Source organism: Anatilimnocola floriformis (genome assembly GCF_024256385.1).
Lineage (GTDB): Bacteria > Planctomycetota > Planctomycetia > Pirellulales > Pirellulaceae > Anatilimnocola > Anatilimnocola floriformis.
Genome location: NZ_JAMLFW010000001.1, coordinates 6,127,861 through 6,137,884, shown reverse-complemented (window position 1 = coordinate 6,137,884; position 10,024 = coordinate 6,127,861). Strand labels below are relative to the sequence as shown.

The 10,024-nt window shown below is 59.4% G+C and carries 8 protein-coding genes and 1 riboswitch; of the genes, 7 read left to right on the top strand and 1 reads right to left on the bottom strand.

From position 1 onward, the window contains the following. Nucleotides 1-712: 712 nt before the first annotated feature. The 7 genes from M9Q49_RS24440 to M9Q49_RS24410 all read left to right on the top strand — a co-directional run bounded on the left by M9Q49_RS24440 (nt 713) and on the right by M9Q49_RS24410 (nt 9,624). Nucleotides 713-1,708 carry a DUF1559 domain-containing protein gene (locus M9Q49_RS24440; protein WP_254511686.1) on the top strand — a complete coding sequence of 332 codons (996 nt, stop codon included), beginning with the start codon at nt 713-715 and terminating at the stop codon, nt 1,706-1,708. Nucleotides 1,709-1,710: 2 nt separating this feature from the next. Then, entirely contained in the window at nt 1,711-2,085 is a 375-nt protein-coding gene (locus M9Q49_RS24435; RefSeq protein ID WP_254511684.1) for a carboxypeptidase-like regulatory domain-containing protein, read from the top strand. Then, entirely contained in the window at nt 2,082-2,573 is a 492-nt protein-coding gene (gene ruvX, locus M9Q49_RS24430) for a Holliday junction resolvase RuvX (RefSeq protein ID WP_254511682.1), read from the top strand. Before M9Q49_RS24435 ends, ruvX begins: the two co-directional genes overlap by 4 nt. A 115-nt stretch (nt 2,574-2,688) precedes the next feature. After that, a riboswitch (cyclic di-AMP (ydaO/yuaA leader) is annotated at nt 2,689-2,886 on the top strand. A gap of 149 nt (nt 2,887-3,035) precedes the next feature. After that, nucleotides 3,036-5,252 carry an SPFH domain-containing protein gene (locus M9Q49_RS24425; protein ID WP_254511680.1) on the top strand — a complete coding sequence of 739 codons (2,217 nt, stop codon included), beginning with the start codon at nt 3,036-3,038 and terminating at the stop codon, nt 5,250-5,252. Between the two features lie 138 nt (nt 5,253-5,390). Then, nucleotides 5,391-6,143 (top strand): platelet-activating factor acetylhydrolase IB subunit, encoded by a 753-nt coding sequence (locus M9Q49_RS24420; protein ID WP_254511679.1) that lies wholly within the window; start codon nt 5,391-5,393, stop codon nt 6,141-6,143. 137 nt (nt 6,144-6,280) lie between these two features. Next, complete coding sequence (locus M9Q49_RS24415; RefSeq protein ID WP_254511678.1) at nt 6,281-9,037, top strand: ATP-binding protein; 2,757 nt, start codon at nt 6,281-6,283, stop codon at nt 9,035-9,037. Next, the gene (locus M9Q49_RS24410) at nt 9,037-9,624 is read left to right on the top strand and encodes a biliverdin-producing heme oxygenase (RefSeq protein ID WP_254511677.1); all 588 of its coding nucleotides are present in this window, start codon (nt 9,037-9,039) and stop codon (nt 9,622-9,624) included. Before M9Q49_RS24415 ends, M9Q49_RS24410 begins: the two co-directional genes overlap by 1 nt. 39 nt (nt 9,625-9,663) lie before the next feature. Here M9Q49_RS24410 and M9Q49_RS24405 read toward each other — a convergent pair whose 3' ends face one another. Continuing rightward, on the bottom strand, nt 9,664-10,017 hold the full coding sequence (locus M9Q49_RS24405; protein WP_254511676.1) for a hypothetical protein: 354 nt from the start codon (nt 10,015-10,017) through the stop codon (nt 9,664-9,666). Nucleotides 10,018-10,024: the final 7 nt, after the last annotated feature.

The following is a 10,024-nucleotide window of genomic DNA, read 5'->3' as shown; positions in this document are numbered from 1 at the left end:
GGGGTCTTACGGAACTGACGAGTGACAGGCTGTCGAGAGCTGGCCATCGCGCGGGGAGGGCGGCGAACGGCAAGCTAGTCCGGCTGGGGAGAAAAAACCAAGCACTGATGATACCGTGAATCTCCCAAATTGCCAGCGTAATTCCGGTTGTTGCCCCTCACCTGCAGGGGTGCAAAACGCATATGCGGAATAACCGTAATCGGCGAGCGTCGAAGCGTTTGGAAGACGGAATCCGGGTGCGGCAAAGTTGCGGCAGGGCTAGGCGACTGCCGACGAGTCGCGCCGATCAAATGCAGTCGCCGCCAATCATGGCCAATGACCTCAACGGCTCGGCGAGTGCCTCGGGATGGTGAGCGATGCGAAGAATCTTCACTCACCAATAGCCCACACTGAACCACCCAAAATAGTGGCAATAAAGTGCGATATCTGGGCTGCGATATTGCACCCGGTTTTTGTCTTAAAGCATTTTGTAGCAATTGCTTGTGGAAGAAACTGCTTTTTGCATCACCTGTTATATTCCGGGAGTACGAAAGGGGGGCTACCTCGCATCGCGTGCCCCACCCCCGAAAATGTTTGCAAAGGGAGGCCGAGCGCGCTATGATCCCCGGGCCATTGGGGCGTGCGTTTCCTTTTCTTTGCGGTTCCGCATTTCGGCACGCCCGGGATCCTGGTTTTCAGCTGCCTGTTCACGGCGGTTGCGGGAGGGGCGTCGATGCATCGGAAGCCGTTTCAGCGCGGGTTTACCCTCGTCGAATTGCTCGTGGTGATCGCCATCATCGGCGTGCTCGTGGCGTTGTTGCTCCCCGCCGTGCAAGCCGCCCGCGAAGCAGCGCGGCGAGCCCAGTGCACGAACCATCTCAAGCAGATCGGCCTGGCGCTGCACAACTATCACGATACGCTTCGTTCGCTGCCGTCCGGCTGGATCATGAAGACCGGCAACGAAGCCGAATGGGGTTGGCCGGCGCTGGCGTTGTCGTTTACCGAGCAACAACCGTTGCACGACAAGCTGGGAGTGATTCGCCGGCGACTGTGGGATGTGGTGCGCGACACGACCGATCAAAAGCTGCTGCAAACCAAGCTGAAAATGTTCCGCTGCCCGTCCGACATCACTCCCGGATTGTCGCCGGCAGGACTGAGCGGCCTGGCCTGCCATCGGCACTTTCAATGCGACGGCTGCGATATCAATTTCGAGTTGGCCACGAACAACTACATGGGAAACTCAGGCTTCTTCGATCCGAGCGGCGTGAACGAACACAACCTGGAGATTCTTCGCACCGGCGTGCTGCACGCGAACCAGGCTTACAACTTTCGCGATATCACGGATGGCTTGAGTCAGACATTTTTAGTCGGCGAGCGCGACTTTCGTTGCCGCGCTGGCGTGTGGGCCGGCTCGCGCAATCCGCCCGGGCCCGACATGTGGGGTTCGTATCACATTCGTGGCCGCGTGAGCGTGAAGGTGAACGATCCACGCCAGCCGCCGTCGTTCTGCAGCGAGACTTCATGCACCGAGGGCTTTGGGAGTTTGCATCCCGGCGGCGCGATGTTTCTCTTCTGCGACGGCAGTGTCCATTTTCTGCAGAACAACATTCAGTACGACATCAACGGCGCCGATCCGCAAAGCCCAGCAGGCACGATGGATTTCAACCAGATGGGCGCCTATCAACGTTTGGGAATGCGCAACGACGGCATGACGGTGGCTGGCTATTGATGATGATCACGCAAGCAAATGGCCTGATGCTGTTGTTGGTTTTGTTATGCCTCGGCTGCAATTCGCAGTTCGGCGATGTCACAGGCAAGGTCACGCTCGACGGCGCACCGCTGGTCGGCGCGACGGTGGAGTTCAGCCCTGAGGGAGGTTCGCCCGCGTATGGCCTGACCGACGAGGCGGGCAAGTACAAACTGCAATGGACTGCCGAGCAATCGGGTGCGCAGCTCGGCAAACATCGAGTGCGAATCACCAGCTTTAACGAAGCCAAGCCCCGCATCAAAGAACGAGTGCCGTTGAAGTACAATCGAAAGTCGGAGCTGACGGCCGAGGTGAGCCGCGGCCGACAAAATTTCGATTTTGAACTCGTTTCGAAGTGACCAGCGAACCAACTTCCGATTCCATCCCGCGCGCGGGCCGCATTGCCGCCATCGATTACGGCAGCGTGCGAATCGGCCTCGCCGTGACCGACCCGGACCAGAAGTTTTCCAGCCCGCTCGAAAACTACACCCGCCGCAGCGAACAAAAAGACGGAGCCTGGCTGCAGCAAACCGTCCAGCAAGAACGGCTCGTCGGTTTGGTAGTCGGCTTGCCACTGCACACCAGCGGCAGCGAGAGTCAAAAGTCCGCCGAGGTCCGCCGCTTTGTCGCTTGGCTGCACAAGCTCGTCACCGTGCCGATTGTTCTCTTCGACGAACGCTTCACCACGTCGCAAGCCAACGAGCTGCTCGCCGAAGCGGGCTTCAGCAGCAAACAACGCAAGCTTCGCCGCGATATGCTCGCCGCCCAAATTCTGTTGCAGAGCTATCTCGAATCGGATCGCACCGGCCACACCGCCGCACCGCTGGATGACGCAAATCCGGCTTAGCGAGCACCTGCAAACCGGCAGCTGCTGCAAGCAACTAACTCACGCAGCATCAAACACTTGCGACCCAATCCGCGCGGTCTATCTTGCGGACGACCGCCAGGATGACGATATAATGATTCAGCAGAAGCCGAATCTTGCACAGTGAAAAGTGCGAGAGCGGGGGAACCACCTTTGTCGCACCTGTGCGACTTGGGGCGCAGGTTGCAGCGGCACGAAGCGAGCCGCGATGAATCATCGGATTCATCCACAGTAACCGGGGTACTTTCAAGCCCTAGCCCGACAGCTAACCTCGCAGGCGGACGGCGGCATGTGACTGCCGTCCACAATTTGAAAGGGCAACGCTCGTCCACCGCTTGGACTGCTGCCCGAGATAGGCCGGGAATACCCGGTGATGGCGGCTTGATCATTCCTGTTTGCGCGCCTCGCTGCGCGCGGAATGCGCCGCCATGCGGAGATCGCGTTATGTTCGCGTTTTTCTTGTTGACGGCTGCTGCCGTCGGTTTTGTGGCGCTGTTGCTCGCGGCCTGGCTGACGCTGCGGTTCATTCCCAACAACTGTGTGGGTGTCGTCGAAAAGCTCTGGTCGGCCAGCGGCTCGGTTCCCGAGGGTGGCATTATCGCGCTCGCGGGCGAAGCCGGTTTTCAAGCCAACTTGCTCCGCGGTGGTATTCACTGGGGTCTGTGGCGGTGGCAATATCGCGTGCACGTGTGCCCGCTCGTGATCGTGCCGCAAGGCAAAATCGGGTACGTCTATGCTCGCGACGGCGAAGCCTTGCCGCCGAGTCAAACGCTGGGCCGCGTCGTGGAATGCAATCACTTTCAAGACGCCACGGCGTTTCTCGCGCCGCAAATTGCTGATGCCCCGCGCGCCGGCAAAATGCGTTCGCAGCAACACAGCGGTCAGCGTGGCCGGCAACTCGCGATCATTCGTGAAGGTGTCTACGCGATTAACCCCGCGCTGTTCATTGTTATCACCGAAGATGCGGTCTACACGCTCGAGCGGTTGCTGAGCACGTGGGAAATGCAGAACATCACGCAATGGCAGAGCGAGCTCGTGCAGATCTACGGCTTCACGCCGGTGGTCATCGGTCAGCCGATGCGTGCGCCGAGTCCGTTGCATCCGGAAGAGCAACACGTTGTCGACAGCATCGGCATCGTTACGGTGCACGATGGCCCGTCGCTCGCGCCGGGTGAGATCATCGCGCCGACCGTCGGCAATGAAACGAACGATTCGAACTGCCACAACAACTTTCAAGATCCGCAGCAGTTCCTGCTCGCCGGTGGTCGCCGCGGCCGACAATATCAGCCGCTGACCGACGGCACGTACTTCATCAACCGCTGGTTTGCGACGATCGAGCAGATTCCCAAAACCGTCGTACCCATCGGCTACGTCGGTGTGGTGGTGAGCTACATCGGTCGCGCCGGCAGCGATCTCTCGGGTGATTCGTTTCGCCACGGCGAACGGGTGACCGAAGGAGAACGCGGCGTGTGGGAACGGCCTTATGGTCCGGGCAAATATGCCTTCAATACCTACGCGGGAAATATCATCCTCGTGCCGACGACGAACTTCGTGCTGCACTGGGTCACCGGCCGGAGCGAGACGCATCGTTACGACGATTCGCTCCGTTCGATCGACCTGGTGACGCGCGATGCCTATGAACCGCGGTTGCCGCTGAGTGTGGTCGTGCACATCGACTATCAACGGGCCCCGAACGTCATTCAGCGATTCGGCGATGTGAAGAAGCTGATCACGCAAACACTCGATCCGCTGCTGAGTGCGTATTTCCGCGACATCGCCCACAAAAAGACGATGCTCGAACTGCTGCATGATCGCGACGCCATTCAAGCTGAAGGTCGGGCCGAGTTGCGCCGGCGGTTCCACGATTTCGACATTGAATGCGTCGACGTGCTGATCGGCAAGCCCGATACGGAGGAGAAAGGTGGCAAGATTGAATCGTTGCTTGAGCAACTTCGGTTGCGTCAGCTGTCGATCGAACAACTCGAAACCTATGAACGTCAACGTGAAGCTTCGGACAAGCGCCGCGAATTGGCCGAAGCGCAAGCCCAAGCCGATATGCAAACCAGCTTGACAAATGCTCGCGTGAAAGCGCAGATCGCCGAGAGCGAAGGCGAAGCCGATTTGCAGCGTGCACGTAAGCAAGCCGACAAGCAGGTAGTGATGGCCGAGGCGCAGCTCACGCAGTCGCGATTGACCGCTCAGCAGACGCTCGTCCTCGCCGATGCCGACAGTCAGCAAGCCATTTTGCAGGGCCGCGGCGAAGCGCAGCGGATCATGCAAATGGGCCTGTCCGAAGCGGCCGTCCTGTCGCAGAAAGTGGCCAGCTACCACGATCCGCGATTGTTCGTCCTCGCGCACGTCGGTTCCGCGCTCGCCAAGAGTTCGCAACCGCTCGTGCCGGAACGGGTGTTCATTTCGAGCACTTCGTCAAACGGCGAACACTCGCCGAGTGAAAACGGCAACGGCTCGTCGCCGACAGCGCAACCGGCGATCACCGGTTTGATGGGCATGATCCTGCAATCTTTGCTCGCCGAACGCACTAGTTTCGCTGGCGACAACGGCGACCACGCAGCGCTGAAGGAACTAGCTCAACAGTTGACGCAAGATGCGCTGAAGAACATCACCCCGGCTGCACCAGTTAATCTGCCGGCGCAGTCTTAAACAGTGGTGGCGTGTAGGTCAGGCACTTAAGTGCCCGACCTACCGGCGGAGGCAATCTGATTGAGACGAGCCGCGGAAGGCGATATCGTGGGCATTCCTGCTGTTCGCCTTTTCTCTCTTTCACCGGAGTTCGCTCTCATGAGTATCGCCCGCCGCAGTTGGTTGCTCGCTCTGTTAGTTGCCGCCTGCATTTCGCCCTTTGTTGCCGCCCAAGAAACCAAGTCAGACGTCAAACCCGAAATCAAGCCCAACGATGCCGTCGTTCCCGCGCCGCGCGATGCCGGCTGGATGAAGCGGCACGACAGCTTCAACGAGCGCGTGAAGAAAGGTAACGTCGACTTGCTGCTGATCGGCGATTCGATCACGCAAGGCTGGGAAGGCGCCGGCAAGAAGGTGTGGGAAGAGTTCTACACCAAGCGAAACGCCGTGAACCTCGGCATCGGTGGTGACCGCACGCAGCATGTGCTGTGGCGACTCGATCACGGCAATATCGATGGCATCACGCCCAAGGCCGCCGTGCTGATGATCGGCACGAACAACAGCGGCAGCAACAGCAGCGAACAAATCGCCGAAGGGGTCAAAGCCATCGTCGACAAGCTGAAGCAAAAACTCCCCGAAACGAAGATCCTCATTCTCGCCATCTTCCCGCGCGGCGCTAGCAAGGAAGACACCAAGCGAAAGGTGAATGAAGGAGCCAACGCTCTCATCGCTCGCCTCGCCGATGACAAGCAGGTTTTCTACCTCGACATCGGTCAAAAGTTCCTCACCGACGACGGCTCGCTGAGCAAGGAAATCATGCCCGACCTGCTCCATCTCAACGAGAAGAGCTACCGCATTTGGGCCGAATCGACCGAAGAGAAAGTTTCGCAGTTGATGGGTGAAAAGAAGTAGCTCGCTGGTACAACGCTTGCTTTATTTGCGGCTAACCTAGCTAGCCAATCCCCAACTCCTTTTTCTAAGGTGGCGCGTGATCGTTGCGCGTCCACCTTGGTTGATTTGGGCTCAGTAGATTCGGCGTCGGAGCGTCCATGAATTCGTTTGTTCCCGATCTGACCAATTGCGACCGCGAGCCTATTCATCAACCCGGCGCCATTCAGCCCCATGGCGCTCTGCTCGTGTGCGACGCCGAAACGCTCATCGTCACCCATGCCAGCGACAATCTTGAACGCCTGTGCGGGATTCCCGCACAGGCCGCCATCGGCCAAGGCATCGGCACCCTGTTTCCGGTCAGCCAGGTCAGCGGCCGAGAGATGACGCTGCGGCAGGAAGTTCGCGAGGGCCGGCCGGTGTATATGTTTAGCGTGCGAATCAAAGGGGTCTCACGCCCCTTCGATGGCATCGCGCATCGCAGCGGCAACTCCCTCTTTTTCGAACTCGAACCAGGCGACAGCGAAAAAGGACCATCCGCGCCGGAACTGTATCGCCTCGTGCAGCGAGCGGTTACGCGGTTTCAACAATCGGCCAGCGTCCTCGACATTTGCCAGACTTGCGTCCGGCACATCCGCCGCATCACCGGATTCGATCGCGTGATGGCTTATCGGTTCGACGAAGAGTGGAACGGCCAGGTTATCGCCGAAGAAAAACGGGATGACCTCGAATCATTTCTCGGCCTGCATTATCCGGCGTCGGATATTCCTCGCCAGGCGCGCGAGCTCTACACCAAGAACTGGCTCCGCTTCATTGCCGATCGCGACTACGTACCGTCGAAGATCATTCCCGAGGTCCATGCGTTCAGTCCGCAGCCACTCGACATGAGCTACTGCGTGCTCCGCAGCGTCTCGCCGATTCATCTCGAGTACCTGCGCAACATGGGTGTCGGCGCCTCGATGTCGGTCTCGCTCATGCGCGAGGGCAAACTCTGGGGGCTGATTGCCTGCCACCATTATTCCGAGCGCTACGTGCCTTACGACGTGCGCACTGCGTGCGAAATGCTCGGCCAATGGCTCAGCATGTCGCTGACCGCAGCCGAAGATCGCGAGACGCGCGACTATCGCGAAGCCAGCCGCATCGCCCTCGCCAGCATGATGACCAACATCGAGCGCGAAGACGATCTCGCCTTTGGTTTGATCGAACAGACTCCGAACTTGCTCTCGTACCTAAAAGCCGATGGCGCCGCGTTCGTCATGGGCGATCGCGTCTTTCGCCTCGGTCAAACGCCCGGCGAAGCGCAGATTCTGCAGCTGGCCGATTGGATCGGCTTGAACGTGCAAGAACGTTTGGTAGTGACCGACTGCCTGCAAAATTCGTTCGGCTCGGCGCTCTTCGGCAGTGTCGCGAGCGGCGTGCTGGCGATTCAGCTGACAACCTCGCCGCGGCAACAACTCATCTGGTTTCGCACCGAACAAATCCACACCGTCGACTGGGCCGGCGATCCACAAAAGACTGTCGCCAAGGGGGAAGGCGAGCCGCGACTCAGTCCGCGCGGCTCCTTCGCGCTGTGGAAAGAAACGATTCGCGGCCGTAGCACTCCCTGGCTTCCCGAAGAGCGCGAAGCCGCGCAGCATCTGCGCGATGCCCTGCTCGCGCAACTCGTCCGCCGCACCGAAACGCTAATCTCAGCCCACTCCGACTTGCGACTGGCCAGCGAAGAACGCGAAAAAACGCTCGATAGCGAGCGATTGGCCCGCCTCGAAAGCGAGCGTCTTCATCGCATGAAGGACGAATTCGTCGCCACGCTCTCGCACGAATTACGCACGCCGCTGAATGCGATTTTAGGTTGGTCGCAACTTCTCAAACGCGAGCCCGAGCTGCGCGGCCATGTGAGCGAAGGACTTGACGTCATCGAGCGAAATGCTCGCGCACAAGCCAAGATCGTCGAAGATCTGCTCGACATCAGCCGAATTATTTCCGGCAAGGTGCGGCTCGATTTGCAGGATACGAATATCCCTTCAATCGTCGAAGGCGCAATTTCCACCATGGCCTTGGCTGCCGATTCCAAAGGCGTGCGGATTGAGAAAATCATCGATCCGCTACGCGGCGTGCAGACCACCGGAGACCCACAGCGGCTGCAGCAGATTGTTTGGAACCTGCTGTCGAACGCAGTGAAGTTCACGCCGCGCGGCGGCAAGGTGCAGGTGATTCTCGAACGCGTGTCATCGCATGTCGAATTGACGATTGCCGACAGCGGCCAAGGGATCGATCCCGCGTTTCTGCCTTATGTGTTCGATCGCTTTCGTCAGGCCGAATCGGCCAGCAACCGCAAGCACGGCGGGCTGGGGCTCGGCTTGTCGATTGTGCGAAATCTGGTCGAGTTGCACGGCGGCGCGGTTCGCGCTTCGAGTCGCGGTAACGGCCAAGGAGCGACGTTTGTCGTGTCGTTGCCGGTGCGGGCCATTCAACAGCCAGAAGGCGAAGATCCAACGTCCTCGTTGCCTCATCCGCTCGATTGTGAATCCTTCAACCTGCAGGGCGTGCGGGTCTTTGTCGTCGATGACGAAGTCGACTCGCGCGAACTGGTCGGCCGGATTCTGACCGAATGCGAGTGCGTGGTCAATTTGGCCGGCAGCGCCGACGAAGCCCTCCAGATCCTCGCCCGCGAATCAGCCGACGTCATCATCTCCGACATCGGTATGCCCGGCCGCGATGGCTACGAATTTTTGAAGGCTTGGCGAGCCCGCGAACAGCAATTGCAACTGAACAAGATCCCCGCGGTCGCGCTCACGGCGTATGCTCGCGCGGAAGATCGCCGCCGCGCACTTGTCGCGGGCTTTCAAGCCCATGTGGCCAAGCCCGTGGATCGCGGCGAACTCCTCGCCATCGTGGCCAGCCTGACGGGACGCGTCTAATGTCCGAATCCACCAATGCCGTGCTGAATGTGCTGCAGCGACTTAAGCAAGAGACCGCGCCGCTGCACATGCAGCTCGAAGGTCGCGTCGATACGCTCAAGCGATTACAAAGCGCCGCCGCTTATCGCAATCTGCTGCTGGCCTTTTATGGTTTCTACGAACCACTTGAGCAAAAGCTGGCCGACGTCGATTGGCCCGCCGGCCTCAACTGGCAGGAGCGGCAGAAGATCGCCTTGCTCGAAGGTGATCTGTATCGCTTGGATGCTGATCCAAAAACAGCGCCGCGCTGCGATCAACTCCCCGCGCTCGACAATCAAGCGGCGGCGCTCGGTTGCTTGTATGTGCTCGAAGGAGCCACCCTCGGAGGCCAGATCATCGAGCGCGAATTGCAGAAGCATCTCCAAATCACGCCGCAAAACGGCGGCGCATTCTTCAATGGCTACGGCCCACGCGTCGGCGAGATGTGGTCTGCCTTCCGCCTCGCCGTGGTCAGCTTTGCTGACTCTCCGGAGCGCGAAGATCAAATCGTGCAGTCGGCGAAAGAGACCTTTGAAAAGTTCGACGCTTGGTTAGCGAAAGCTCTGTAGCGCGCCCAAACCTTCGGCTCACGCCTCGGGCTTCCTGAATTACAAGGGCAACGTCGGCCTGACGATCAGCACATACCAGGCAAGAAACGCCAACACGCCGCCATTGATGGCGAGGCCGATCACCGCGATCACACCGGTGTCGTAGTTACTCGTGCGGAATGCGCCATAGAGAGCAACGCCGGCTAGCACGACACCGCTGACCAGCAAACTAATGCCGACGGCAGCGACAACTCGATCCGCCGTTGTCCACGTCGGCTGTTTCTCTTTCGCCGTCAGCTGCGCATACGCCACCTGCGACAAAAAGCACAGCACGGCAGCAATCATCGCCAGCCGAGCACAATGCCTCGGCCAGTGAATGTTGGTTTTCGTTTCCGGCGTGCTGGAACTTTTCACCACGGAA